Below are 26,171 nucleotides of genomic sequence, written 5' to 3'. Positions count from 1 at the left end.
TCACCACACGGTTAACACGGCAAGGCCAAGACAGACGGAGAGGGTAAACAGGGAGAGATCCATTAACATCGGGTGCCAGATTTCACCGGAATACATCCAGTCGCGCAGCAGACGATGCGCAATGAGCCAGATTACAAAACCGACCATCACGGCTTTAAACAGTGGCGGAAAGTAGACCGATGCGCCAACAATCAAATCCTGGAGGGGCAACCCTGCGGAGAAGGAAAACAACGTCACAAGCAGCGATCCTTTGCGGTGGAATGAGGGCCACATTGGCAGATTTCAATGCGATGGCGCACTACCATTCAGTGTAAATCATCCTTTAAGGAATGATGAATACCGTGATTGCATTTGTTTTGGCAATACAAATACTGCAAACTATTCTAAAATCACTATAATCACTTAGCAAGCTAATTATAAGGAGATGAAATTGGAATCGCCATTAGGTTCTGATCTGGCAAGGTTGGTACGCATCTGGCGTGCTCTGATTGACCATCGCCTGAAACCTCTGGAACTTACGCAGACGCACTGGGTTACGCTGCATAACATTCATCAGCTCCCGCCCGATCAGTCACAGATCCAACTGGCAAAAGCGATTGGTATTGAGCAGCCTTCTCTGGTGCGTACCCTTGACCAGCTGGAAGAGAAGGGACTCATTTCCCGACAAACCTGCGCCAGCGATCGTCGCGCCAAGCGGATCAAATTGACGGAAAAAGCGGCCCCGATTATTACTGAGATGGAGACCGTCATCAGTAAAACGCGAGGGGAGATCCTGGCCGGTATTTCCCCCGCTGAGCTGGAGATGCTGATCGGACTCATCGCCCGTCTTGAGCAAAACATCCACGATTTACAGTCGCGCGACTGACGTTATTCACAGGCCTTGCTGGTGCAAGGCCTTTGTCATGTTCTGAACACCACCACCCGGTTGCGGCCCGTCTCTTTTGCCTCGTACATGGCTTTATCCGCGCTTTCCACACAGGTTTCAGCGCTGGTCTCCGGCGAGGTGGCGGTGAATACCCCCATACTGATAGTAATCGGTTCCGGGAGATAACCGCCGCTGCTGACGTTGTCGAAACCGCTCAATTTGAGACGTATGCGTTCGGCAACCTGTTGCGCAAGATCGGAAGGGGTATTTGTCAGCATGAGCACAAATTCTTCGCCGCCGATCCGCGCTGCGATATCCTGCGGTCGCACTGAATCGGTCAACAGGTTTGAGACAAACTGTAAAACCTTATCCCCCTGCAAATGGCCGTAGCAGTCGTTAATGCGTTTGAAACGGTCAAGATCGCTCACGATCACCGATACCGGGTGCGCCAGGGTTGCTGTACTCAGCGCGTAGTTTAATGAATCATAGAAATAGCTACGATTATACAGACGGGTGAGGGGGTCGCGGATCGAGTTTTGATAAGACTGCTGATATTTTACATGCGAGTCACGATACAAATTAAATACATCGGAAAGTAAGATGAAGATAATGATTAATGTAGCGACAGTTTCGAATAACCGTGCCCGGTACCATGAAATATCTTCAGCGTGCCCGCCTAACAATAGCATGAGCAGGGTGACGATATAACAGACGCATAAAAAATTGCCGCCGACCCAAAACAAATTCCTCACGCGGGTAATGGCCATCAGGGTGATTAACGTTACTCCCCACAGGACGATCAAAATAATATTAATCGCCTGGCTCCAGAGAACCATAAACTGTCGGGTTTCATTGTCTACCAGGTCCAGTGTGAGCAGGGTTGAATGGCTGGAATAGAACAATGCCAGCCCAAGCATACTGCCCGTTAAGAGCGAGGCGCCGACAACGATACCGATGTGGGTGCTTCGTGAGAGAGCGGACGTACGCAGGGTATACAGCAATGCCGAGATGATTATCAGCACCGCCATTAAAAAGTGGCGGAACATATAGAAAATCATGGCGTCATTATAGTTCGCCACGTTGAACTGATAGAGATCAAGCCAGGCCGGGAAGCTGGACAGAGTCCCCACCATCAATAATGCTGAGCCGGCAAAGGCCAGGGCAATGGGAACAAGATATAATCGCCTTCTGTCGCACCAGTATTTCATTGCCATAAAACAGGCAATAAACAGATGAAACACCAGAAGAAATATCGTCAGTGTAGGGAAAAACAAAGGTGAAAACGAAGGAACCCATTCAACAAGTTTTATAAAAAAAGCTTGTAATACGGCAATGATAACAATGCATCCAAGCGCGAAGGCCACAAAGCGGTTCTTTACAAATCGACAGATCGCAAGCATAGAGAATTTAAAAATTAAAAAAGAAAAGAGATTACGAAGAGTCTAAGCGAGGTAAATAAAAAATACTTTGCGCACGGACAAAAATAGATGAAATGAATAATTCACCGTGTGAATGTATTGTGCAAATATATTGTTGGAAACGATGATTTTGTTAAATGGATGCGGTCTGAACAGACCACATCCATCAGGATATTATCGCGGGGAGACGGTAACCTGGCTGCCGTTGCTTGCCAGTACAACACGCTGGCCAGCAGAGAAGCGGGTGTTACCCTGTTTCTGCACAACCATAATGGTGCTGCCATCGTCTTTACGGATTTCCAGCTCAACGCCCTGAGTTTTGTTCATCGCACCCTGAACGCCCTGACCCGCTACGCCGCCTGCAACTGCGCCCGCTGCGGTAGCCAGAGAACGTCCGGTGCCGCCGCCAATGGTATTACCCAGGAAACCACCCAGCACAGCACCACCGATTGCGCCCACCACGTTCGTGTCATCGCCACCCTGAATCTGAACAGGACGGGCATTAACGATAGTACCGTATGTCACGTTCTGTACCTGTTTAGCTTCAGAAGCACTATATACGTCGCCGGAGAGTGAACTGTCATTCACACAACCCGCCAGTGTTAAACCAATCAGCGAAACGCCCAGTACACGTAAAATCATTTGACTCTCCTGTTCACCAAAAAACGCCCGGTTGGGGCATCCGTTATGGCTAAATTATATGGCATTCCTGACCACAGTTCATATCTTTGCATGCCGAATAGATAAATTTTACTTCAACAGGGCTTAACGGGACATAAACAAAAACCGTCTGTGCTACAGGTCTGAGATTGTTAAAAAATATTATCACCGCATAGCAAAGCCGCGTTATTTATGATGGAGTGTTTGCACTTAGCCCATGTAACGTAAGGAAAGCGCATGAAATCGGGTCGCTATATCGGTGTGATGTCTGGTACCAGTCTTGACGGTGTGGATGTCGTTCTGGCCGCCATTGATGAAAACATGGTGGCGCAGCAGGCAAGCCTGACCTGGCCTATTCCTGTCTCGTTAAAAGAAGAGATCCTGAACATCTGCCAGGGACAACAGCTGACGCTTTCCCAACTGGGCCAACTGGATGTGCGTCTGGGGGCGCTGTTTGCTGAGGCGGTACTGGCCCTGATGCAGCAGGAAAGACTCCACCCGCAGGATATCGTGGCAATAGGTTGCCATGGGCAGACCGTCTGGCATGAACCTGTCGGCGAGGCGCCGCACACGATGCAAATTGGCGATAACAACCAGATTGTGGCAAAAACCGGTGTGACGGTGGTGGGTGATTTCCGTCGTCGCGATATGGCCCTCGGCGGGCAGGGGGCGCCGCTGGTTCCGGCATTTCATCAGGCGCTGCTGGCGCACCCGGTAGAGCGCAGGATGGTCCTGAACATCGGCGGGATCGCCAACCTGTCGATGCTTATTCCCGGGCAGCCCGTGCGGGGGTACGATACCGGACCCGGTAATATGCTGATGGATGCCTGGATCTGGCGTCAGAGCGGTAAAGCCTACGACAAAGACGCGCAGTGGGCCAGCCAGGGGAAAGTGATCCTTCCCTTGCTGCAAACCCTGTTAAGCGATCCTTTCTTTGCTCTGCCCGCGCCGAAAAGCACGGGGCGGGAATATTTCAACTACGGCTGGCTTGAACGTCAGCTGGCGCGCTTCCCCGGCCTTGCGCCTCAGGATGTGCAGGCTACGCTGACGGAGCTCACCGCGGTGTCGATTTCTGAACAGGTGTTGCTGAGCGGCGGATGTGAGCGCTTGCTGGTATGCGGAGGCGGAAGCCGCAACCCGCTGGTGATGGCACGCCTCGCCGCCTTGCTGCCAGGCACCGAAGTCACGACCACTGATGAAGCCGGGATCAGCGGAGACGATATGGAAGCGCTGGCCTTCGCCTGGCTTGCCTGGCGTACGGTTGCCGGTCTGCCGGGGAATTTACCCTCCGTAACCGGTGCGCGGGAGGCGAGCGTCCTTGGGGCCATTTTCCCCGCAAACCCGCGCCATAATCAGAGTTAACTGAAATTCAGCGGGAGGCGTAACCCGTAAAATAGGGAAAAACAGGAGGGCGGTTAGGCCCTCCAGGACCAGGATAGTCTTCGGAATCTGCCCATGAAAAAACTTCTTCTTATTGCTGTACCTTTTCTTATGACCGGATGCAGCGCCTATAACCAGTTCGTTGAGCGTATGCAAACCGATACGCTGGAATATCGTTGTGATGAAAAACCGCTGACGGTGAAGCTGAACAACCCGCATCAGGAAGCCAGCTTTGTTTATGACAATAAGTTGTTAACGCTGAAGCAGGGAATGTCGGCCTCCGGTGCGCGCTACTCAGACGGAATCTACGTCTTCTGGTCGAAAGGCGACAGCGCCACCGTCTACAAGCGTGACCGCATTGTGCTGAACAATTGTCAGCTTGAAAATCCGAAGCGTTGAGATTTTTGAAGGGGGCGCGCACAATAGCGCCACCCAATCTCACTTTCAGCTAACGCCATGTCAGATAACGACGAACTACAGCAAATTGCGCATCTGCGCCGTGAATACACCAAAGGCGGTCTGCGCCGCCAGGATCTTCCCGCCGAACCGCTGGTGCTTTTTGAACGCTGGCTGAAGCAGGCCTGCGAAGCGAAACTGGCTGACCCGACGGCAATGGTCGTTGCCACGGTTGATGAAAATGGTCAGCCGTATCAACGCATCGTTCTTCTCAAGCATTATGACGAGAAAGGGCTGGTGTTCTACACCAATCTTGGCAGTCGTAAAGCGCATCACCTTGAAAATAATCCGCGTATTAGCCTGCTCTTCCCGTGGCATATGCTGGAGCGCCAGGTGATGGTCACCGGCAAGGCGGAGCGCCTCTCTACGCTCGAAGTGGTAAAATATTTCCACAGCCGCCCGCGCGACAGTCAGATCGGCGCCTGGGTCTCTAAACAGTCCAGCCGAATCTCAGCCCGCGGTGTGCTGGAAAGTAAATTCCTCGAACTCAAACAGAAGTTTCAGCAGGGTGAAGTACCGCTGCCGAGTTTCTGGGGCGGGTTCCGCATCCCCATTGAGCAGATGGAATTCTGGCAGGGCGGTGAACACCGCCTGCACGACCGCTTTTTATACCAGCGCGACAACGGTGGCTGGAAAATCGACAGACTGGCCCCGTAATCCCCAAAATTTGTTGATTTAAGCGCTAGCGCACACCGCGCTGGCGCTTTATTCTATGGTCCTTTCGCATCAGGCGAAAAGTCGTGTACCGGCAAAGGTGCAGTCGTTTATACATGGAGAATTTGATGGCAAGCAGTAACTTGATTAAACAATTGCAAGAGCGGGGCCTCGTGGCCCAGGTGACGGACGAGGAAGCGTTAGCAGAGCGACTGGCGCAAGGCCCGATCGCGCTCTATTGCGGCTTCGATCCCACCGCTGACAGCTTGCATTTGGGGCATCTTGTTCCATTGTTATGCCTGAAACGCTTCCAGATGGCCGGCCATAAGCCTGTCGCACTGGTTGGCGGCGCGACCGGTCTGATTGGCGACCCAAGTTTCAAAGCCGCTGAGCGTAAGCTGAATACCGAAGACACCGTGCAGGAGTGGGTGGATAAGATCCGTAAACAGGTTGCACCGTTCCTGGATTTCGACTGCGGTGACAACTCTGCGATTGCGGCGAACAACTACGACTGGTTTGGTGGCATGAACGTGCTGACGTTCCTGCGTGACATCGGCAAACACTTCTCTGTTAACCAGATGATTAACAAAGAAGCAGTGAAGCAGCGTCTTAACCGTGACGATCAGGGTATCTCTTTCACCGAATTCTCCTACAACCTGTTGCAGGGGTATGACTTCGCCTGCCTGAACAAACTGCACGGCGTCTCTCTGCAAATTGGCGGTTCCGACCAGTGGGGTAACATCACCTCCGGTATCGATCTGACCCGTCGCCTCCACCAGAATCAGGTGTTTGGTCTGACCGTGCCGTTGATCACCAAAGCCGACGGTACCAAGTTCGGTAAGACCGAAGGCGGCGCGGTATGGCTGGATCCGAAGAAAACCAGCCCGTACAAGTTCTACCAGTTCTGGATCAACACGGCGGATGCCGACGTTTATCGCTTCCTGAAGTTCTTCACCTTTATGGATATCGAAGAAATCAATGCGCTGGAAGAAGAAGACAAGAACAGCGGTAAAGCACCACGCGCCCAGTACGTGCTGGCGGACGAAGTGACTAAACTGGTTCACGGCGAAGAAGGTCTGGCGGCGGCGAAGCGCATTACGGCTAGCCTGTTCAACGGAACCCTGAGCGATTTAAGCGAAGCGGATTTCGAACAGCTGGCGCAGGATGGCGTGCCGATGGTTGAGATGGAAAAAGGCGCCGATCTGATGCAGGCGCTGGTGGACTCCGAGCTCCAGCCGTCTCGCGGTCAGGCGCGTAAAACCATCGCCTCTAACGCGATCACCATTAATGGCGAAAAACAGGCCGATCCGGAATACACCTTTACCGAGAACGACCGTCTCTATGGTCGCTACACGCTGCTGCGTCGCGGTAAGAAAAATTACTGCCTGGTCTGCTGGAAGTAATTAAAAGTATGCAGGGGCGTGGGAAACCACGCCCCTTTTGTTTTGACAGGGTTTGGTAAGTACAACATGAAGAACATCCTCGCCATTCAGTCCCACGTTGTGTTTGGACATGCTGGCAACAGCGCTGCGGAATTCCCGATGCGCCGCCTCGGCGTTAACGTCTGGCCCCTCAATACCGTCCAGTTCTCGAATCACACCCAGTACGGTAAATGGACCGGCTGCGTAATGCCGCCGTCGCATCTGACGGAAATCGTTCAGGGGATTGCGGATATCGACCAGCTTAAACGCTGCGATGCCGTACTGAGCGGCTATCTGGGTTCGGCGGAGCAGGGGGAACATATCCTCGGCATTGTGCGCCAGGTGAAAGCGGCAAACCCCGCGGCGAAATATTTCTGCGATCCGGTGATGGGACATCCGGAAAAAGGCTGCATCGTAGCGCCGGGCGTTGCGGAGTTTCATGTCCGTCATGCATTGCCCGCCAGCGATATTATTGCCCCCAACCTGATTGAACTTGAGATCCTGTGCGAGCATCCGGTCAACAGCGTAGAAGAGGCTGTAAGCGCCTCTCGCGAGCTGATCGCCCAGGGGCCAGAGATTGTGCTGGTTAAGCACCTGGCACGCGCAGGGTTGAGCCAGGACCGTTTTGAAATGCTGCTGGTGACGAAGGATGAAGCCTGGCATATCAGTCGACCGCTGGTGGATTTCGGTGCACGTCAGCCTGTCGGGGTCGGGGATGTGACCAGCGGTTTGCTGCTGGTGAAGCTATTACAGGGCGCGAGCCTGCGCGATGCGCTGGAGCACGTCACCGCAGCCGTTTATGAAATCATGATTGCGACGAAGACGATGCAGGAATATGAGCTCCAGGTCGTCGCGGCGCAGGATCGCATCGCGAAGCCGGAGCACTATTTTAGCGCAACGCAGCTTTAGAAAACGCCCGGCGCCGCTGCGCTTGCACGGGCCTACGGAATTTGTAGGCCGGGTAAGCGTCAGCGCCACCCGGCAATCCAGGCCGCTCGGTTAATTCAACCCTTCCGCTTTCAGCGCCGCTGCCACCGCAGGACGCTCCGCCACGCGCGTCATATACGACGCGACATGGTCTAATCCTTCCATGTTCAGCTTAACCGCGCGCGCCCAGCGCAGAACGGTAAACAGATAGGCATCGGCGATGGTGAAACGCGAGCCACAGATCCACTGGTCGTCTTTCAGCGCGTCGTTAACGTACTGCAACTTTTTCTCCAGCAGCGCGCGCACGGTAGGTTTGTACTCTTCCGGCGTGTCCGGGCGGAACAGGGGCGTAAAGCCTTTGTGCAGTTCGGTGGCAATATAGTTCAGCCACTCCAGCGTTTTATAACGCGCAATGCTGCCGGTGGGGGCAAGGAGCTGACGATCCGGTACGTTGTCCGCCAGGAATTGCATAATCGCCACCCCTTCGGTCAGCAGGGTGCCATCATCCAGCAGCAGGGCCGGAACCTGGCCTTTTGGGTTAATCGCAAAAAAGTCATCCCCGTTTTCCAGACGCTTTTTCATCAGGTCAACGCCGTCCAGCGTGAAATCTTTACCGCTCTCGCGAAGCGTAATATGGGAAGCAAGAGAGCAGGCGCCCGGTTTATAGAACAGTTTCATCGGTAACTCCTTTTTGCTGAGGTTCCAGCTATGTTAGTGCGCGTTCGGATAAAAAAAAAGCCGCTAATCAATTAGCGGCTTCTGTTCAGTCGTTTCCCGATGACATTACGCGTTCGCGGTTTTGATCGCTTTAGCGGATTTGTCGTCGTCCTGGGTCATACGATTCAGTTTAGGTGCGGTCAGCAGCATCAGCACGGCAATCACGGCGGTCGCGATACCAATTTGCATGAACACGGTGCCGTAGACATTCAGGGAAACCAGCGGGTCGGTAACGTTGTCTGGTACCGCCATCAGGTTCGCAATCTTACCTGCGATGATAGCCGCGCCAGCGGTGGTCAGGAACCAGCTGCCCATGATGAAGCCCATCAGACGCTGAGGAACCAGCTGCGCAACCATCGCCAGGCCCAGACCGGAGATCATCAGTTCACCGATGGATTGCAGCGCATAGCTCAGGATCAGCCAGTTAACAGACACGATACCCGCGTCGGTCGCGAATTTCGTCCCCAGAGGCAGCACCAGGAATGCGCCAGAGCACAGCACCATACCGATAGCGAACTTGTGCGGCATAGGCAGACGGTCGCCCATCTTGTTATAGATAGCGGCCAGAATCGGGCTACCAATCATGATCCAGAACGGGTTCAGGGCCTGATACTGCTCCGGCTCGAACGCGATACCAAGGATGGAGTGCTCAACGTTGCGGATAGCGAAGAAGTTCAGAGACGTTGGCATCTGGCTGTACAGAACGAAGAAGATGATCGCTTCCAGCATCAGGATGAACGCCACAATCATCTTACGACGTGCCGCACCCTGCATCGCAAAGGCTTCTTTCGCGAAGATAATCACGATACCCAGCGCAACCACGCCCAGTACGGCACGTGCAACGCCCTGGTTGTGCAGCAGCCAGGTGGCGACAGCGGCCAGGATCACGATGCCGACGATGGTTGCCAGCAGTTTGCCCATGTGCACGGGTTCGAAGTCTGGTTTTGAACCATAGTCTTTAACCCAGCTACGGCAGAACAGGAAGTTCACAACGGTGATCAGCATACCCACGAAGCTCAGCGCAAACGCTACGCTCCAGCCGAATTTTGCGGCCAGCCATGGGGTTGCCAGCATAGAGAAGAAGGAACCGATGTTGATGGACATGTAGTACATGGTAAATGCACCGTCCAGACGTGGGTCATCTTTGCTGTAGCAGGTAGAGAGCAGGGAAGACGGGTTCGCCTTGAAGAGGCCGTTACCTACCGCGATGGTAGCCATGCCCATGTAAACCACACCTGCATCGTGCCCGGACCAGGCAACCAGCCCATAGCCAATCGCCAGAACAACGGCGCCCAGCATAATGACTCGTTTAGTACCGAGGACTTTATCGCCTAACCAGCCGCCGATAGCGACCAGGCCATACACCAGGGCGCTGAAGGAAGAGAACAGCGTGATGGAATCGGCTTCAGACATACCCAGCTGTTTAACCAGGTAAACCGCCATGATCCCTTGCAGGCCGTAGTAGCCAAAACGTTCCCATAATTCGATCGAGAAAATGAGATAGAACGCTTTAGGCTGTTTGAAAGCGTTAAGACTTACGCTCTCATCTGTTGGTTTATTGTTTGCAGTAGACACATATACCTCTTTTTTTACATCCCATATTAACGGGGGTGTTCATAGCGTGATGACCGTAGTCCATCCGCTTTATAGTTATATTGGGAGGGGAAACGGCGGGTAATGTTCACTATCCAGCCCCATCTGGCAATACGTTTGTAATAATCTGTTACATATAACTCTGGCGGTATAATCATCGGTTCATGCAAATGTTATGCAGCGTTAAATCTCATCCGTTCAAAATTGATGGTTTTTTTCACTGTAATCTACCCTGTTTAATGGCTGTATGGCGATATGTTCTGCTATTTTGGGTGATTGGCAGTGATATAGCCCATATTCTGAAAAATGATTGGTCTTATGTGCGGTGTGGAATCGATGAAATCTTGTCTGACAAAGGGGTTGGGCGGGTTTTAACAACAAAAATCCAACATCAGGTTATCAGAGTGATCGCGATCACAGATGTATAGAAATTTTTGGTGATGAAAAAACTATTAACCTGTTTGAGTGTTAAATGACCGAAGAATCGACAATGCGTAAAGGAGAAAGAGAGGGCAATTTATGGTCAATCGGGAAGATATCAGAGCCCTTGTTAATTTTAAGGGCTTGAACAAGTAAGAAGTAAGGTGGTTTACGCTCAGGGATAGACTTTTTCTTTGTATTCGCAGAGATCTTCGATAATGCAGGAACCGCAGCGTGGCTTACGAGCAATACAGGTATACCGTCCGTGCAGAATCAGCCAGTGGTGGCAGTCCACCTTAAATTCCGCCGGGACCACTTTTAACAGCTTCTCTTCCACCTCTTCCACGTTTTTACCCGGCGCGAACCGGGTACGGTTAGAGACGCGAAAGATATGGGTATCCACGGCGATAGTCGGCCAGCCAAACGCCGTGTTCAGCACCACATTTGCCGTTTTACGCCCGACGCCCGGCAGCGCTTCCAGCGCAGCGCGGTCTTCCGGGACTTCACCGCCGTGCTGCTCCAGCAGGATCCGGCAGGTCTTAATGACGTTTTCGGCCTTGCTGTTAAACAGGCCAATGGTCTTGATATAGGATTTCACACCTTCAACGCCCAGCTCCAGCATGGCCTGCGGCGTATTGGCGACAGGGTAGAGCAGGGCCGTGGCTTTGTTGACGCTCACGTCCGTCGCCTGTGCAGAGAGCAGCACCGCGATCAACAGTTCAAACGGCGAGTTAAAATTCAGCTCTGTCGTAGGATGAGGGTTCTCATCGCGCAGGCGCGTCAGGATCGCAATGCGTTTCTCTTTATTCATACTGCTTTCTCGGGGATCCCTTCCTGTACGCTGCGCTCAGCGGCGCGGCGTTTACGTTTTTCATCAATCAGGTATTTTAACGCCAGCATCATCCCAAGGCCAATGAAGGCGCCAGGCGGCAGCATGGCCAGCAGGAATGGAGTGTCCGTATGGAACACCTCAATACGCAGCGACTTCGCCCAGCCGCCAAGCAGCGCGTCCGCACCGTCGAAGAGCGTACCGTTGCCCAAAATTTCACGCAGAGAGCCGAGGACGAACATGGCGGCAGTCGCGCCCATGCCGATGGAAAACCCATCCAGCGCGGATATGGCCGGATTGTTTTTCACCGCAAAGGCTTCAGCGCGGCCTACGACAATACAGTTAGTCACGATAAGCGGAATGAAAATCCCGAGCGACTGGTACAGGCCAAATGCGTAGGCGTTAATCAGCATTTGCACCACGCTGACCACCGACGCAATGATCATGACATAGATCGGAATACGGATTTCCGACGGCGTCCAGCGGCGCAAAACAGAAATGGAAAAGTTAGTCAGGGTCAGCACCAGCGTGGTCGCCAGCCCCAGCCCGAGCGCGTTGGTGGCGGTAGACGTCACCGCCAGCAGCGGACACAGCCCCAGCAGCTGTACCAGCGCGGAGTTGTTCTTCCAGAGACCCTGGACGATAACCTCTTTAACCTGGCTCATGGTCACTCCTCACAGGTGGAAAGATGATTGATCTGCGCGGGCAGCGTTTCGGCATACAGCCCGGCGCGCTTGACGGCGTTGACCACCGCGCGTGGGGTAATCGTGGCACCCGTGAACTGGTCAAACTCGCCGCCATCTTTTTTCACCGCGAAAGCAGGATCGTCTTCGCCATGAATCATCTTGCCGGCGAAGTGTAAGATCCAGTCGCTTAAACGTGTTTCAATTTTGTCGCCAAGGCCCGGCGTTTCGTGATGCTCCGTCACGCGCGTGCCCAGCACGGTGCCGGAAAAATCGCTGCCCACCAGCAGCTGAATCGCACCGGAGTAACCGTCCGGCGCGGTGGCTTCCATGACGGCACCCACGGGATTATCGCCCTTGCGGGCAATATAAATGCGATGGGGTCCTTTACCGAGCTGCGGAGCCTGCACGACAAAGCAGCTTTTTTGCAGGTCATTATCGTAGAAGTCGGATGGGATCACCTGATCGAACAGCGCCTTTTGCTGCTTCATTGCCTGCTCTGCAATGGTTGTTTTCGTTAGTTCATTTACCAGCGCGGTCAGCCCGGTGAGGGCGGCAGCGAAGATCGCCAGCGTAACGCCGTGTTTTTGCATTGTTTTTAGCATGGCGTGACCCTTAGCGATGACCGTACACGCGTGGCCGCGTGTAGTAGTCGATGAGCGGAACGGTGATGTTAGCCAGCAGCACGGCAAATGCCACGCCGTCCGGATAACCGCCAAAGCTGCGAATAAGCCAGACCAGCAAACCCGCCAGCGCGCCGAAAATCAGACGTCCTCGGTTGGTGGTAGAGGCGGTGACCGGATCGGTCAGAATAAAGAATGCCCCGAGCATGGTCGCGCCGGAGAGCAGATGGAGCTGCGGGCTGGCCAGTGACTCAGGTGAGATGACCCAGCCGAGCGTCGAGCAGACGGCCAGCGTCACCAGGAAGCTCACCGGAATATGCCAGCGGATTGCCTTCTGTTGCAGCAGGAACGCGCCGCCCAACAAATAGGCCAGATTGACCCACTGCCAGCCAGCACCCGCCAGTACGCCGCTGTAAATAGACGATTTCATCACCTGCTCCACGCTGTGTCCGGCACGCAGGGAGGTTTTGAAGGTATCGAGCGGGGTGGCCTGGCTGATGCCGTCCACGCCCATGCGAAGCGCGTTCATATCTGCGCCCAGCGCGGTGTGGCCGGTAAAGATAACGTGCAGGGCATCCATAAAACCGGGGACGGTGGCGGCGATCTCATGCGGCGGCAGCCAGCTGGTCATCTGTACCGGGAAGGAGATCAGCAGTACCACGTAGCCAATCATCGCCGGGTTAAACGGGTTATGGCCCAGCCCGCCGTACAGCTGCTTGGCGATGATCACCGCAAACACCGTTCCCAATACCACCATCCACCACGGGGCGAACGGGGGAATGCTGATGGCCAGCAACAGGCCGGTCAACAGGGCGGAGTTATCGCTCAGGATGCGAGTCACTTCCATTTTGCGCAGCTTCAGGATCGCAGCTTCCGCTGCGACGGCACTGGCGCAACCCAGAACTAACTGGAAAAGCGTACCCCAGCCGAAAAACCAACACTGTACGGCAATACCTGGCAGCGCGGCCAGGCACACCAGCATCATAATACGCGATGTCTGGCGCTGGTTATGGGTATAAGGGGAACTTGCAATTCTGAAAACCATTTAATCCTCGTTAACGGCTTGCTGCGCGGCTTTCTTTGCCTGAACGCGCGCAATCGCGGCGGCGACTGCGGCTTTGCGTGGATCGTCGTTGGCGGCAGCAGGCCGTTCGTCCTGCTGTGCCGCTTTTCGTGCTTTGGCACGGGCGATGGCCGCTTCAACGGCGGCTTTACGCGGGTCGACAGGCGCTTCACTCTCTTCGGCAGGCTGAACCTGTGCCGCTTTTCGTGCTTTGGCACGGGCGATAGCGGCTTCAACGGCCGCCTTGCGCGGATCCGTCGCTTCCTGTTCAACCACCACTGTCTGCTGACCGGCCTTACGGGCTTTTGCCCTGGCGATAGCCGCTTCCACTGCCGCTTTACGCGGGTCGATATCGGCTTCCGGTTTGGCGTGTTGCGCTTTCTCCGCCTGACGCGCGCGAGCTTCGGCTTTACGCGCTTCGCGGGCCGCAATCGCTTCGCTGTTGTCCGGTCTTTCTCCCGGAGCGATCACAACCGTCTGGGCGGCGGTGGCTTTCTTCTCGCGCACGCGGGCCAGGGCTGCGTTAATGGCATCCTGATCTTTCGCCGCAGGCTGGACGGCAGCCTGCTTATGGCGTTCCTGACGGGCTTGTTTCTCGCGCTCCAGTCGCGCCTGACGCGCTTCAAAGCGGGCCTTCGCTTCAGCGGCACGTTTTTCTTCCATGGAGATGGCGTAGATTTCGGCTTTCTCCTGACGGAAGTATTGCACCAGCGGAATATTGCTTGGGCAGACCCAGGCGCAGGCACCGCATTCAATACAGTCAGCCAGGTTATGCGCCTGGGCTTTATCGTGCAGCTGGCCTTTGCTGTACCAGTACAACTGCTGCGGCAGTAAATCTGCCGGGCATGCGTCCGCACAGGCGCTACAGCGTATGCAGCCTTTCTCTTCCTGCGTTTCGCCCATCTCCGTTGGGGAAGGGGCGAGCAGGCAGTTGGTAATCTTCACCACCGGCACATCCAGCCACGGCAGGGTAAAGCCCATCAGCGGGCCACCCATAATGACCAGTTGATCGCTACCCGGGCAGAAGCCAGCCTGTTCCAGCAGATGACGCACCGGCGTACCCAGACGCGCCCAGACGTTGCCGGGACGGGAGACGGACTCGCCGGTCAGCGTGACGACGCGCTCGGTCAATGGCTCGCCGTCAATCACCGCACGTTTCACCGCGTAGGCGGTTCCCACGTTTTGCATCAGCACGCCGATGTCGGACGAACGGCCCCCGTGGGGGACCTGTTTGCCGGTCAGGATCTGCGTCAGCTGTTTTGCCCCGCCGGACGGGTATTTGGTCGGGATCACTCGCAGGGCGATATCGTGGCTGTCTGCCAGTACCGCACGCAGCATCGAAATGGCCTGCGGTTTATTGTCCTCAATACCGATCAGCACTTCGCGGGGTTGCAGAATATGCGCAAGAATGCGAATCCCTTCCACCACCTGCGCGGCACAGTCCTGCATCAGACGGTCATCGGCGGTGATGTACGGTTCGCACTCGGCGGCGTTGATGATCAGCGTTTCGATTTTATCGCCGCCGCCGTGAAGCTTAGCGCCGGTCGGGAAGCCTGCGCCCCCCAGACCCGCCACGCCGAACTGATGAATGCGTTCAATCAGCGCTTCACGGCTGTGGGAACGGTAGTCGCTCCAGCCGTCACGATCGATCCAGCGGTCTTCACCATCGGCTTCAATGATCACGCTCAGCTCAGACAACGCCGACGGATGGGCAACGGTATGGGGGGCAACAGCCACCACCTTACCGGAAGTCGGGGCATGTATCGGCAACATCCGTCCGCGACCAAAGGTCAGCGGCTGGCCGCGAAGAACGCTATCGCCTTCTTTCACGCACAGTTCACCTTCCGCGCCGATATGCTGTTTAAGGGGCATAACGTAACGGGTCGCCAGCGGGATCTGGCGCAGCGGCGTGCCGTTAGACTGCGATTTCATCTCAGGCGGATGAATGCCGCCGTCGAAATCCCAGATCTTCTCTTTTCTGAAGGCAGAAAATAACTTAAGCATGTTGTTCCACAGGAATATTGCGAACCGGAATGGTCTGAAGGTCCCACTTCCAGCTTTCAGTAGTCGTTTCAACCGGGCGTAGTTCTATACACTGCGTCGGGCAGGGCGCCACGCAGAGATTACAGCCGGTGCACAGATCCGCCACAACGGTGTGCATCGCGCGCGTTGCGCCCACAATGGCGTCAACAGGACACGCCTGAATACATTTGGTGCAGCCAATGCAGTTGGCTTCGTCGATGACAGCAAGGGCACGAACGGGCTCCTGGGCCTGTTCATCGCCGTCGACAGGCTGGGGATCGACGTTCAGCAGGGCAGCTATTTTAAGCATGACCGCTTCGCCACCCGGTGCGCAGCGGTTGATCTTTTCGCCCTGCACGCCCACCGCCTCAGCGTAAGGGCGGCAGCCAGGGTAGCCGCACTGCCCGCACTGGCTCTGCGGTAAAAGTTCATCAATTTTTTCAACCACCGGATCGTCCTCCACCGCAAACCGGCGGGAGGCATAACCCAGAATGATGCCAAAGACGAGTCCCAGTACGCTGATGGACGCGATGGCAATCCAGATAGCACTCATTACAACTTCACCAGACCACTAAAGCCCATAAAGGCCAGAGACATTAAACCTGCGGTCACCAGAGCGATGGCGTTACCGCGAAACGGCGCGGGAATATCCGCCGCGGCCAGACGCTCGCGAATCGAGGCGAACAGGACCATAACAAAAGAGAAACCGACCGCCGCGGAAAAACCGTACAGCGCCGATTGCAGGAAATTATGCCCAAGGTTGATATTGAGCAGCGCCACGCCCAGCACCGCGCAGTTGGTGGTGATGAGAGGCAGGAAAATGCCCAGCAGGCGATACAGGGCAGGGCTGGTTTTCCGCACCACCATCTCGGTAAATTGCACCACAACCGCAATGACCAGAATAAAGGACAAGGTGCGCAGGTAGAGCATGTCGAGCGGGATCAGGATCCAGGTATCAATCAGCCATGCGCAAATGGAGGCCATCGTCATCACGAAGGTGGTCGCCAGCCCCATGCCCATTGCCGTCTCCAGCTTTTTGGAGACGCCCATAAACGGGCACAGGCCAAGGAACTTCACCAGTACGAAGTTATTAACCAGCACAGTTCCGACAAAGAGCAGTAAGTAATCGGTCATTATTTAGCCTGAAATAAAATAGCCGCCTATTATCGGATAAACGACAACAGGCCACAACAGGTTAACTGTAAGGTTATTACGGGTTGACAAAGGTCTTCTTAACGCGCGTCGAACGCTTGAAATAAGGGACCAGAAGCGCCGTCGCCAGTAGCGGAAACAGTAACTGGCGAACCGCCAGCGCGTCTGATACTGGCGAGAAAGCGAATGCTTTGACAGCCAGCAGCACGGAGACCAGCAGCCAGATAATGTAATGTTTCGGCACGCTTTTGCGGCGTTTGAAGAAGGCGATAGTCAGCCACAGCGTGTAGTACCACATCGCGATCGCGAAAACGAACGACACAAACCACGTTGCAATATTGAGCGCACTCTGGGACATCAGTGTCTGGATAGCATGAGGCGTAACCAGTGCGGTGGTGTATAGCAACAGCGCCAGCGAAGCGCTTAATAATGCCACCAGCAGCCATGCCAGCGGGGCGATTAACCAGCCCCCAATTCTCTCTCCAGGCAATGCGGTCATACGCTCTCCCATAGTCTGCGCGAAATGTTATACAGAAATTTGCAGGGCGGAGAGTATATAACATTTCACGCCGAAGGCTACTTTCTTATACAACGTAACGCCACACGGATTTAGGCACTTCCCCCACATTGAACAGACGACCGCCAGAGACCAGTTCGGCGCGACGATGGTCAGCAGCGCGGTACATATTGATGATGTCCTGATTATCCGACAGCGTGTAGTTCAGATGGTCAAACAGTTTTTCCAGGCTTTCAAGGGAATTGATCTTGCGAAATTTTAATAAATAGTCCTGAACTGTCATATTAATAAGTTTCCATATAAAAGGGTAATACCCATAAAGGTAATGCGTTCGAATAATAAACGGATTAATAAAGACGTAAACTGTCCACTCGGGTAACGCGACGAAATTAGGAGTTTTCTTTGCGAAGATTCAGGCATCAGCAGATGCCTGGAAGAGAAGGGTAACCCCGTTCATTACGGCTGGCAATACGTTCCATGACGTAATGTGTCACGCTTTATGACGACACGGCTTACTTTTGTTGTGCGACAGTAACAGGCTCCGGCGGCTGGTAGTTATCGATATGGCTGGCGATGCCGAGCAACACGACTGAAACCCCAAGGACAATCCATCCCGCTAATTCAATGATTCGATTAATTATTGACGACATAATATGTGTTTGTAATTTATCCATAAATACAGATTACAAATGTTACAGCGCCCTTTTCGCCAGAGCAAGCGCTTTGGGAACGATTCCCCGAACCCATATACACACTTTAATGCGAGGTAACAAAAAACGCTGTCGCGAGATGCTATTTTAACTCAAAGGGCACATTATTAATCTGTGCGTTAAGCACAAGGCCAGTGATAAATAAGCGCACAGCGAGGGGGCAAACGATGAGTGAAAACATCCGCGTCGGTCTTATTGGCTACGGGTACGCAAGCAAAACCTTTCATGCACCGCTGGTTGCCGGCACGCCGGGAATGGAACTGGCGGCTATCACAAGCAGCGATGAGACTAAGGTCCGCGCCGACTGGACAGCCGTGCCGGTGGTAACGGAGCCTAAGCATCTGTTTAACGATCCTAATATTGACCTTATTGTCATTCCTACTCCTAACGACACTCATTTCCCCCTGGCGAAAGCGGCGCTGGAGGCAGGGAAACATGTTGTTGTCGATAAGCCCTTCACCGTGACGTTGTCACAGGCGCGCGAGCTGGATGCGCTGGCGCGAAGTCTGGGTCGGTTATTATCGGTCTTTCACAATCGGCGCTGGGACAGCGATTTCCTGACGGTTAAGGCGCTGATAAACGCAGGCACGCTCGGCGAAATTGCCTTTTTTGAGTCGCACTTCGATCGTTATCGTCCGCAGGTGCGAGATCGCTGGCGCGAGCAGGCGGGACCGGGTAGCGGCATCTGGTATGACTTAGCGCCGCATCTTCTCGATCAGGCCGTTCATCTGTTTGGTTTGCCCGTGAGCATGACGGTCGATTTAGCGCAGCTCAGGCCGGGGGCGCAGACCACCGACTATTTCCATGCCATTTTGAGTTATCCGCAGCGGCGCATTGTGCTGCACGGGACAATGCTTGCGGCGGCGGAATCGGCCCGCTATATCATTCACGGGGCGCGCGGCAGCTATGTGAAGTTCGGCCTGGATCCGCAGGAAGAGCGCCTCAAAAATGGCGAACGCTTACCGCAGGAGGACTGGGGCTACGACATGCGCGACGGGGTGGTGACGCGTGCGGAGGGTGAGGTACTGGTTGAAGAGACGGTATTGACCCTGCCGGGGAACTATCCGGCGTATTACGCCGCCATTCGTGACGCGCTGAACGGTTCAGGTGAAAATCCGGTTCCCGCAAGCCAGGCAATCCAGATTATGGAGCTCATCGAGCTCGGGATCGAATCTGCCAAACATCGCGCAACGCTTTGTCTGGCATAAGTGCCAAACGCTTTCGTAGGCCGGGTAAGCGCAGCGCCACCCGGCAGTAAAGAGGACTACTGAGCAACTTTATCGCGCAGCGCCTGTTTCTCTTCAGGCGTCAGGAAGGCGATCTCCAGCCCGTTGATTTGCGCCTGACGGATCTGCTCGCGGCTCAGCCCGGCCTGTGGTGCGGCGATGTTGTATTCGTGAATAATATCCACGCCCTGAACCGCCGGATCGTCCGTGTTCAGCGAAGCCAGCACCCCGTGTTCGAGGAATGTTTTCAGCGGGTGTTGCGCCAGCGACGCCACTGTACTGGTCTGAATATTGGAGGTCAGGCAGGATTCGATTCCAATACGTTGTTCGGCGAGGAAATCCATCAGCGCGCGATCTTCAATGGCTTTCACGCCATGACCTATACGTTCCGCACCCAGCTCACGAATGGCCTGCCAGATGCTTTCCGGCCCCGCGGCTTCCCCCGCATGAACGGTAATATGCCATCCTGCATCACGTGCGCGGTTGAAATGAGACAGGAACAGACTGCCCGGGAAGCCCAGCTCGTCACCGGCCAGGTCGATGGCGGTGATCTGGTCGCGATGCGCCAGTAATGCTTCCAGCTCCTGAAGACAGGCCGCTTCACCGAAGGTACGGCTCATAATGCCGATCAAACGCGCCTGAACGTCAAAGGTTTTGCAGCCTTCACGCACGCCTTCAATGACCGCTTCAACCACGCCCGCTACGGGGAGGTTGTGGGTCATCGCCATATAGCCCGGGGAGAAACGCAGTTCAACATAGTGCAGGCCGTTACGCGCGGCATCTTCGATGTTTTCAAAGGCGACACGGCGACAGGCATCGACCGAGGCCAGCATCTTCACGCCCCAGTCGAGCTTGCTCAGAAAACTCACCAGATCCGGTTCGTTCGACGTGACCTGAACATGCGGGATCAGGGTTTCAAGCGTTTCGGCAGGGAGGGTTAAATTGAACTGGCGGCCAAGATCGAGAATGGTTTGGGCACGAATGTTTCCGTCGAGGTGGCGGTGAATATCAGTTAAAGGCAGGCGTGTATCAATCATGGTCGCACTCTTTGCTGGTTAAAGTGCGCCATATTATAAAAACAAAACGGGGTAAAAAGCTATTTGCGCAAGGGAATATTCCGTTGCGCAAATGATTTACAGCAGAGTGTTGATGCCAGCGATAAGGCGTTGAACGCCCTGTTCAAGCTTACTACGCGGACAGCCAGCGTTCAGACGCACATAGCCTTTACCTTCATCCCCATAGGTATATCCCGGCATGATGGCCACTTTTTGCTGATCAATCAGCACGTTTTGCAGCGTATTGTCATCAATGCCAAGCGGGCTGAGATCGATCCATGCCAGATAGGTGGCCTCGGGCGGTTGCCAGTTGAGTGTCGGAAATGCAGTATTCAGTTCGTCAGCAATGTAGCGCAGGTTTTCTTCGAGATAGGTCCGCAGCGCGTCCAGCCAGGGTTCTCCCTGTCGGTAGGCAGCAATGTGCGCGGTCAGCGCCAGCACGGAAGGGGAAGAGAGTCCGTCCCGACCTTTTAATGCATTCAGATAGGCGTTACGGCTGGCGTCATCGGCGATAAGCCCCCAGGCACCCGTCAGCGCCGGAATGTTGAAGCTTTTGGAACCCGAGGTCAGCAGCGCCCATTTACCGCGCGCAACCTCATTCCACGGGGTATGACGATGCGTGCCCCATACCATGTCCATATGAATTTCGTCGCTGATCACCGCTACGTCATAACGTTCACACAGGGCCGCCATTGTGGTCAGCTCTTCCCGCGTCCAGACTTTGCCGGTCGGGTTTTGCGGGCTACACAGCAGCAGCACCTTGTTTTCCGGTTTTGACAGCGCTGCTTCCAGCGCGGCCATATTGCCCTCCCAGCCATGCGCTGTTTTCTGCATCGGCACGGAAACAACGGTACGCTGGTTGCCTTCGATGGCTTTATAAAAGGCATCGTAAGCCGGGGTATGGACCACCACGCCGTCGCCAGGCGAGGACCAGAGGCGGATCAGCTCCGAGACCATATAAATGACCGACGGCCCATACACCACGGTTTCGGTATCAATCTGACTGTTAAAGCGTTGCCGGAACCAGTGCGCCACGGCGGCCAGAAATTCGTCATTTTTCCAGCGACTGTAGCCAAACACCCCGTGGTTTATTCGCTGGTGCAGCGCATCGGTAATGCAGGGGGCGGTGGCGAAATCCATATCAGAGATGGTGAAGGGCAGCAGGTCGGCAGCGCCAAAACGGTCAGCGACATAATCCCACTGGGTACACCAGGTGCCGTGTCGATCCACGACGGTTGAAAAATCAAACATGACGGTGCTCCGTAAAGTAAAACCCCCTCATGACGAGGGGGGCGAGGCATCAGGCTTCGACGGTTCGCATCAGGGTTGCCAGCTCATCCTTCACTGACTGTACCTGCGGGCCAATGACGACCTGCAAATTGTGTTGGTTTAACTGTACCACGCCGATAGCCCGGTTAGCTTTAAGTGCGTTGGTATCCACTTTGGACATGTCCGCCACCGACAAACGCAGGCGGGTGATGCAGTTATCCAGAGAGGTAATGTTATCCGCACCGCCCAGCGCCGCCAGAATAGCCGGCGTGTTATATCCGGATTTCCCAATGGTGCCGGCTACCGCCTGTTCAACGCTGGTGGCCGTATCGGTATCGCGGCCAGGCGTTTTCAGGTTAAAGCGGGTGATGGCGAAGCGGAAGATCCCGTAGTAAACCGCGAACCAGATGGCGGCCACAACCGGCACCAGATACCATTTGGTGGACAGACCGTGCAGGATACCGAAGACCACGAAGTCAATCACGTTACCGTCGGTGTTACCGATGGTCACACCGAGCACAGCCATCACGGTAAAGCCCAGGCCCGTCAGTACGGCGTGGATGAGGTACAGTACCGGCGCTACGAACAGGAACAGGAACTCGATAGGTTCTGTCGTACCGCCCACCACGCAGGCAATAACGCCGGAGATCAGCAGACCTTTAATTTTATGACGATTTTCCGGACGGGCACAGTGGTACATCGCCAGCGCTGCGCCCGGCAGGCCGCCGAGGAAGGCAGGCATTTTACCCTGAGAGAGGAAACGCGTCGCACTTTCAGAGAAGCCGTGAGTGGTCGGGCAGCTCAGCTGGGCCTGGAAGATGGTCAGCGCACCGCTAACGGAATGACCGCAAACGTCCATGGTACCGCCGGCTTCGGTAAAGCGGATCAGGGCAACCAGGATGTGCTGTAAACCAAACGGCAGCAGCAGACGTTCACCGGTACCGAAAATCATCGGGCCGAAATCACCCGCGCCGTTGATAATGCGGCCAATACCGGTGATCCCCATGGCAAAAATCGGCCAAATCAGAGGGATGATCAGACCAAACAGACCCATCACAACCAGCGTAATGATTGGCACAAAGCGGGTCCCGCCGAAGAAGGCCAGCGCATCGGGCAGGCGGATGTTGTGGAAGCGCTCGTGCAGCATCCAGATAATCACCCCCGCGATCACGGCTCCAAGGATCCCGGTATCGATGGACTGAATACCAATCACGCTCTGAATGTTATTGGCTTTCAGTACCGCCGCGTCGGTCGTGGGCAGGATCCCTTTGGCGGTCAGCCAGAAGTTAACCGCAAGGTTCATGACCGCATAGCCAACGAAGCCCGCAAACGCCGCCACGCCTTTGTTTTCGCGCGCCAGACCCAGAGGAATGGCGATACAGAACATTACCGGCAGGAAGCTAAAGGCAAAAGAGCGACCTTGCTCATCCAGATGAAGATCGCCTGAAGTACCGGATTTCCGAGGAAAGGGATCAGGGTAATGACGTCGTGGCTGCTTAACGAGCTGCCGATCCCCAGCATGATCCCGCAAAAAGAGAGAAGCGCCACGGGCAGCATAAAGGTTTTACCCAGTTGCTGGAAAAACTCCCACAGCGATATTTTTTGTGCTGCTTTCGTCGTCATAAAACGACTCCTTAAATGGTAGAAAGAGATTTAACGACCTCGATGGGGCGAGAAGATAAAACGTTTTATCAAACTTTAGTGCGCGCTAAATCACATTCTCAGGCTTTTACTGGTAGTATAAAGATAACGTATTGATAAAACGTTTTAGCGATCTCATTATCAAGGAGTCACGCCACCACATGGCTGTAGCGAAAAAGATCACCATCAACGATGTCGCGCTGGCGGCGGGGGTTTCCGTCAGCACCGTTTCGCTGGTATTGAGCGGGAAGGGGCGCATCTCTCCTGCAACGGGTCAGCGCGTCAACGAGGCCGTTGAGCAGTTAGGCTTTGTGCGTAATCGCCAGGCGTCGGCGCTGCGCGGTGGGCAAAGCGGGGTGATAGGGCTGATCGTTCGCGACCTCGCGTCGCCGTTTTATGCAGAACTGACCGCCGGGCTTACCGAGGCGCTTGAAGCGCAGGGGCGAATGGTTTTCCTGCTCCACGGTGGGCGCGAACCGGAGCAGCTGCTCTCCAGGCTGGATATGCTGCTGACGCAAGGGGTGGATGGGGTGATCGTGGCCGGCGCGTCCGGCGTGGGCAGTGAATTGTGTGAGCGCGCGGCGCAGAAAGGCGTACCGCTGGTGTTTGCCTCGCGCGCCAGCTATCTCGACGAAGCCGATACCCTTCGGCCAGATAACATGCAGGCCGCGCAAATGCTGACCGAGCATCTTATTCATCGCGGCCATCAGCGCATCGCCTGGCTCGGCGGTAAAAGCTCGTCCCTGACGCGTGCCGAGCGGGTGGGCGGTTACTGCTCCACGCTCATCAAATACGGCCTGCCGTTTCACAGCGAATGGGTGGTGGAGTGTGAATCCAGCCAGAAAAAAGCCGCGGAAGCCATCGGCACGCTGCTTCGCAACAGCCCGACGATCAGCGCGGTGATTTGCTATAACGACGTCATTGCGATGGGGGCGTGGTTCGGTTTAATCCGCGCCGGACGCCAGAGCGGTGAGGGCGGGGTAGAAACGTTTTTCGGCCATCAGGTAGCGCTGGGGGCGTTCGCGGACGTCGGTGAAAATGCGTTAGACGATCTCCCCATCGTCTGGGCGACGACACCGGCTCGTGAGATGGGGTACACCTTGGCAGACAGGATCATGCAGCGCATTGAAAATACGGACGTGCAGGCCGGGCATCAGATTGTGGCTGCGCGGTTAGTGACGGTGAAGTAAACGCTTTGCTTGCACGGGCCTGCAACGACTCAGGATCGGAGGCCGGGTAAGCGTCAGCGCCACCCGGCAATAAAAAACCCCTCATGCGAGGGGTTTTTCGTTTACTGCTGCGGTACTGCCGGCGGCGCTGCCGGTTCAGCCGGTGCCGGAATGCCCAGCGTCGGCATACCAAACATACCGACAAACTCTTCCAGCGGCATTTTGTCGCCGTTGAGCGTCACCTGGCCATTAGCATATTGCAGGCTGGTGGAAATGGTGTTGTCTTCCACCTTCGTGATGCGGAACATCTGGCCCATCGCCGCCAGGCCTTTCACCTGTTGGTTTGCCAGTTTCCCTGCATCTTCTTCACCATACCCTTCAAGTTTCGCAATCTGCGTCATGAACTCGGTCGCCATATCCATCGGGATGGTCAGCTTGCTGTCGAGCGATTTCACGCTGCGGTCAACTTCCTGCGCCAGGGTCTGCGGTTCGCCGGTCGCAGCGGCCGGATCCTTCAGGAACAGCGACAGGTTGAAGTTGGTTTCGCCTTTGCCGTTTTTCCAGCTCAGTGGCGCAACGGTAATCACCGGCTCGCCCTTCAGCAGGATCGGCAGGTTATTAAACAGCACCGTCATCGCCTGCTGCTGGTACGCCTGCGGGTTCTGTTGCAGGGCGGCATCGGTCAGCAGAGCCTGGCTCTCTTTACTGTATTTCTGACTGAATTCATGCCACGCCTGGCCGTCAATGTTGCCGATTTTCAGAGACAGCTTACCGGTACCCAGATCCTGATTCTGTACTTTCAGGCTTTTCAGGCTGTAATCCAGCTGGGTGTTGATGCTTTTACCGTCTTTGGAGACGTCAGACTTACCGTCCAGATCCATGCCTTCCAGCACCGCCATCTCTTTGCCTTCGATCGCAATGGCGATCTTATCGAGGCTCAGTTTCTGGTCGCCGATACGCTCATCAAAATCGGTCATACGGCTATTGCCGCTGGCTTTAAGGTTGTTGAAGGTAAGCTGAACCTTCTGGTTATATTCATTGACTGAATTCACCAGGCCGCTGGCGGCATCGCCGGTCAGGGAGACATTCTTGCCGTCGCGATCGGCATCAAGCTGGAAATTACCGCCGCTGAAGGCGACTTTGTCGGTGCCTTGTTCGTAATTCAGGGCTTTCAGGTCGATGTCGGAATGCGTATCACCGGCATAGCTGATGCGGGTATTGATCTCAAACGGCGACTCATTTTTCGCCATATCGAAAATCGGCTTCGTCACCTCGTTATTCACCAGTACGGTTCTGGCGGATGCCATGGAGGGGATCAGGTTAAACTTTTTCAACTGCGCCAGCGGGAACGGACCGTGGCTGACCACTTCATCCAGCACCACGCTCTGGCCCGGTTTCAGCCAGGCGTTCTGATTACCCGCAACCGGCTTCACCACCACCTGCATATGGCTGGTAAACACGCCACGCTGGTAGTTCTGGTAGCTCAGCTCCAGACCTGCTTCAGGCGCGCTGCGCTTAATCTCGCTGTTTGCCTGCGTCATCATCTCTGCCAGACGGCTTTCCAGCTGTTTCCCGGTATACCAGGAAGCACCCGTCCAGATCACGCCTAAAGCAACAATCACTCCTACCGCTACGACCGATTTTTTCATTGCGATTATCCCTAAAATGAAACCAGGCGGTTAAAACCGCCTGGTGTTACAA

Annotated in this window: 26 protein-coding genes and 1 pseudogene; 8 read left to right on the top strand and 19 right to left on the bottom strand. The window is 55.0% G+C overall.

Annotated features, from left to right (window positions below; genetic code table 11):
* On the bottom strand, positions 1-237 hold the full coding sequence (locus tag H2Z33_RS21180) for a DUF1656 domain-containing protein (protein ID WP_003857607.1): 237 nt from the start codon (positions 235-237) through the stop codon (positions 1-3).
* A gap of 187 nt (positions 238-424) precedes the next feature.
* On the opposite strand from H2Z33_RS21180, the gene slyA reads away from it, so the two are divergent.
* Positions 425-865, top strand: coding sequence for a transcriptional regulator SlyA (slyA, locus tag H2Z33_RS21175; RefSeq protein WP_006808997.1), 441 nt, complete (start codon positions 425-427; stop codon positions 863-865).
* Positions 866-900: 35 nt separating this feature from the next.
* Here the strand turns inward: slyA and H2Z33_RS21170 are convergent, their stop codons facing one another.
* Together H2Z33_RS21170 and slyB are read right to left on the bottom strand one after the other, a co-directional pair.
* Positions 901-2,265 (bottom strand): GGDEF domain-containing protein, encoded by a 1,365-nt coding sequence (locus H2Z33_RS21170; RefSeq protein WP_063135088.1) that lies wholly within the window; start codon positions 2,263-2,265, stop codon positions 901-903.
* A 192-nt stretch (positions 2,266-2,457) separates the two neighbouring features.
* Positions 2,458-2,925: an outer membrane lipoprotein SlyB gene (slyB, locus tag H2Z33_RS21165; protein WP_003857604.1), complete on the bottom strand. Its 468-nt coding sequence runs from the start codon at positions 2,923-2,925 to the stop codon at positions 2,458-2,460.
* A 255-nt stretch (positions 2,926-3,180) separates the two neighbouring features.
* On the opposite strand from slyB, the gene anmK reads away from it, so the two are divergent.
* The 5 genes from anmK to pdxY all read left to right on the top strand — a co-directional run bounded on the left by anmK (position 3,181) and on the right by pdxY (position 7,763).
* Positions 3,181-4,305, top strand: a complete 1,125-nt coding sequence (gene anmK / locus H2Z33_RS21160) for an anhydro-N-acetylmuramic acid kinase (RefSeq protein ID WP_015570673.1) — start codon at positions 3,181-3,183, stop codon at positions 4,303-4,305.
* A gap of 87 nt (positions 4,306-4,392) precedes the next feature.
* Positions 4,393-4,722, top strand: coding sequence for a C-type lysozyme inhibitor (mliC, locus tag H2Z33_RS21155; protein ID WP_087924270.1), 330 nt, complete (start codon positions 4,393-4,395; stop codon positions 4,720-4,722).
* A gap of 57 nt (positions 4,723-4,779) precedes the next feature.
* On the top strand, positions 4,780-5,436 hold the full coding sequence (gene pdxH, locus H2Z33_RS21150; RefSeq protein ID WP_003857601.1) for a pyridoxamine 5'-phosphate oxidase: 657 nt from the start codon (positions 4,780-4,782) through the stop codon (positions 5,434-5,436).
* A gap of 125 nt (positions 5,437-5,561) precedes the next feature.
* Positions 5,562-6,836 carry a tyrosine--tRNA ligase gene (gene tyrS, locus H2Z33_RS21145; RefSeq protein WP_017384594.1) on the top strand — a complete coding sequence of 425 codons (1,275 nt, stop codon included), beginning with the start codon at positions 5,562-5,564 and terminating at the stop codon, positions 6,834-6,836.
* A 66-nt stretch (positions 6,837-6,902) separates the two neighbouring features.
* Positions 6,903-7,763: a pyridoxal kinase PdxY gene (gene pdxY, locus H2Z33_RS21140; RefSeq protein ID WP_015570669.1), complete on the top strand. Its 861-nt coding sequence runs from the start codon at positions 6,903-6,905 to the stop codon at positions 7,761-7,763.
* Positions 7,764-7,853: 90 nt separating this feature from the next.
* Here pdxY and gstA read toward each other — a convergent pair whose 3' ends face one another.
* The 12 genes from gstA to blr all read right to left on the bottom strand — a co-directional run bounded on the left by gstA (position 7,854) and on the right by blr (position 18,038).
* Entirely contained in the window at positions 7,854-8,459 is a 606-nt protein-coding gene (gene gstA, locus H2Z33_RS21135) for a glutathione transferase GstA (RefSeq protein WP_003857598.1), read from the bottom strand.
* Between the two features lie 105 nt (positions 8,460-8,564).
* A complete protein-coding gene (dtpA, locus tag H2Z33_RS21130) occupies positions 8,565-10,073 on the bottom strand; it encodes a dipeptide/tripeptide permease DtpA (RefSeq protein WP_003857596.1) in 1,509 nt (502 codons plus the stop codon).
* Between the two features lie 613 nt (positions 10,074-10,686).
* Entirely contained in the window at positions 10,687-11,322 is a 636-nt protein-coding gene (gene nth, locus H2Z33_RS21125; protein ID WP_015570668.1) for an endonuclease III, read from the bottom strand.
* Positions 11,319-12,005 (bottom strand): electron transport complex subunit E, encoded by a 687-nt coding sequence (locus H2Z33_RS21120; RefSeq protein ID WP_003857592.1) that lies wholly within the window; start codon positions 12,003-12,005, stop codon positions 11,319-11,321. The genes nth and H2Z33_RS21120 overlap by 4 nt, the downstream gene beginning before the upstream one ends.
* 2 nt (positions 12,006-12,007) lie before the next feature.
* Complete coding sequence (gene rsxG / locus H2Z33_RS21115) at positions 12,008-12,628, bottom strand: electron transport complex subunit RsxG (protein ID WP_033487093.1); 621 nt, start codon at positions 12,626-12,628, stop codon at positions 12,008-12,010.
* A 10-nt stretch (positions 12,629-12,638) separates the two neighbouring features.
* Positions 12,639-13,691, bottom strand: coding sequence for an electron transport complex subunit RsxD (gene rsxD, locus H2Z33_RS21110; protein WP_015570666.1), 1,053 nt, complete (start codon positions 13,689-13,691; stop codon positions 12,639-12,641).
* A complete protein-coding gene (rsxC, locus tag H2Z33_RS21105) occupies positions 13,692-15,713 on the bottom strand; it encodes an electron transport complex subunit RsxC (RefSeq protein WP_015570665.1) in 2,022 nt (673 codons plus the stop codon).
* Positions 15,706-16,284 carry an electron transport complex subunit RsxB gene (rsxB, locus tag H2Z33_RS21100; RefSeq protein WP_015570664.1) on the bottom strand — a complete coding sequence of 193 codons (579 nt, stop codon included), beginning with the start codon at positions 16,282-16,284 and terminating at the stop codon, positions 15,706-15,708. Before rsxB ends, rsxC begins: the two co-directional genes overlap by 8 nt.
* A complete protein-coding gene (gene rsxA / locus H2Z33_RS21095; RefSeq protein WP_000133206.1) occupies positions 16,284-16,865 on the bottom strand; it encodes an electron transport complex subunit RsxA in 582 nt (193 codons plus the stop codon). The genes rsxB and rsxA overlap by 1 nt, the downstream gene beginning before the upstream one ends.
* 76 nt (positions 16,866-16,941) lie before the next feature.
* Positions 16,942-17,382, bottom strand: coding sequence for a DUF2569 domain-containing protein (locus tag H2Z33_RS21090; protein ID WP_015570663.1), 441 nt, complete (start codon positions 17,380-17,382; stop codon positions 16,942-16,944).
* 85 nt (positions 17,383-17,467) lie between these two features.
* The gene (gene ydgT / locus H2Z33_RS21085) at positions 17,468-17,683 is read right to left on the bottom strand and encodes a transcription modulator YdgT (protein ID WP_000217941.1); all 216 of its coding nucleotides are present in this window, start codon (positions 17,681-17,683) and stop codon (positions 17,468-17,470) included.
* A 229-nt stretch (positions 17,684-17,912) separates the two neighbouring features.
* On the bottom strand, positions 17,913-18,038 hold the full coding sequence (gene blr, locus H2Z33_RS21080) for a division septum protein Blr (protein WP_151884424.1): 126 nt from the start codon (positions 18,036-18,038) through the stop codon (positions 17,913-17,915).
* Positions 18,039-18,277: 239 nt separating this feature from the next.
* Here blr and H2Z33_RS21075 point away from each other — a divergent pair, with 239 nt between their 5' ends.
* On the top strand, positions 18,278-19,318 hold the full coding sequence (locus H2Z33_RS21075) for an oxidoreductase (RefSeq protein ID WP_047637398.1): 1,041 nt from the start codon (positions 18,278-18,280) through the stop codon (positions 19,316-19,318).
* A gap of 56 nt (positions 19,319-19,374) precedes the next feature.
* Here the strand turns inward: H2Z33_RS21075 and add are convergent, their stop codons facing one another.
* From add to malX, 3 genes and pseudogenes are all read right to left on the bottom strand, one after another.
* Positions 19,375-20,373 (bottom strand): adenosine deaminase, encoded by a 999-nt coding sequence (gene add / locus H2Z33_RS21070; protein WP_015570661.1) that lies wholly within the window; start codon positions 20,371-20,373, stop codon positions 19,375-19,377.
* 96 nt (positions 20,374-20,469) lie between these two features.
* Positions 20,470-21,642: a MalY/PatB family protein gene (locus tag H2Z33_RS21065; protein ID WP_045348996.1), complete on the bottom strand. Its 1,173-nt coding sequence runs from the start codon at positions 21,640-21,642 to the stop codon at positions 20,470-20,472.
* A gap of 49 nt (positions 21,643-21,691) precedes the next feature.
* Positions 21,692-23,283: pseudogene (gene malX, locus H2Z33_RS21060) on the bottom strand (maltose/glucose-specific PTS transporter subunit IIBC).
* Between the two features lie 179 nt (positions 23,284-23,462).
* On the opposite strand from malX, the gene H2Z33_RS21055 reads away from it, so the two are divergent.
* The gene (locus H2Z33_RS21055) at positions 23,463-24,491 is read left to right on the top strand and encodes a Mal regulon transcriptional regulator MalI (RefSeq protein WP_022647925.1); all 1,029 of its coding nucleotides are present in this window, start codon (positions 23,463-23,465) and stop codon (positions 24,489-24,491) included.
* Positions 24,492-24,592: 101 nt separating this feature from the next.
* Here H2Z33_RS21055 and H2Z33_RS21050 read toward each other — a convergent pair whose 3' ends face one another.
* Positions 24,593-26,119: a YdgA family protein gene (locus H2Z33_RS21050; protein WP_033487085.1), complete on the bottom strand. Its 1,527-nt coding sequence runs from the start codon at positions 26,117-26,119 to the stop codon at positions 24,593-24,595.
* Positions 26,120-26,171: the final 52 nt, after the last annotated feature.

Origin of the sequence: Enterobacter sp. YSU (assembly GCF_016082135.1) — a bacterium.
GTDB classification, from domain to species: domain Bacteria; phylum Pseudomonadota; class Gammaproteobacteria; order Enterobacterales; family Enterobacteriaceae; genus Enterobacter; species Enterobacter hormaechei_C.
The sequence above is the reverse complement of the archived record's forward strand: the minus strand, read 5'-3'. Positions and strand labels throughout refer to the sequence as shown.